The organism is Oleiphilus sp. HI0123 (genome assembly GCF_001635315.1).
Map to the genome: position 1 here is coordinate 1 of NZ_LWGE01000654.1, position 536 is coordinate 536.

General features: G+C 47.9%; 1 protein-coding gene. It reads right to left on the reverse strand.

Annotation, left to right across the window (positions count from 1 at the left end; genetic code table 11):
• The coding region (locus tag A3761_RS05920) for an ATPase domain-containing protein (RefSeq protein WP_156491654.1) at window positions 1-536 on the reverse strand (536 nt) is incomplete at both ends.

Here is a 536-nt window from a genome sequence, read left to right on the forward strand (position 1 = left end):
ACCTTCCCAGAGTATCGTCACGACACTACCTGGCATTATCTCTTCGCCACGGCTTAGGAATATTGCACTCGGGTTCTTCACTTCAACCAAGCCTTTTTCGAGCATAGCAAAGACACCTAACTCATTCACTGCACCAAAACGATTTTTGATTCCTCGCAAAGTGCGATAACGAGTGTCACTGGAGCCTTCGAGCATTATCGAGCAGTCAATCATATGCTCCAAAACCTTAGGCCCGGCAATCGCTCCCTCTTTGGTCACATGACCAACCAGAAATAGCACCATGCCAGTCTGTTTGGCAAGACGGGTCAACCTGGCAGCACATTCTCTTACTTGCGAAACGCTACCTGGAGCCGACTCTATCGCTTCTGTGTGCATTACCTGAATACTGTCAACAACCAGCACTTTTGGCTTATGGACTTGAACCACTTCTTCTATTGATTCGATCCGGGTTTCAGAGAACATATTCAGCGCATCAGCTTTGAGACCGAGGCGCTTTGCTCGCAGTGCAACCTGTTGTAAAGACTCTTCACCAGTAA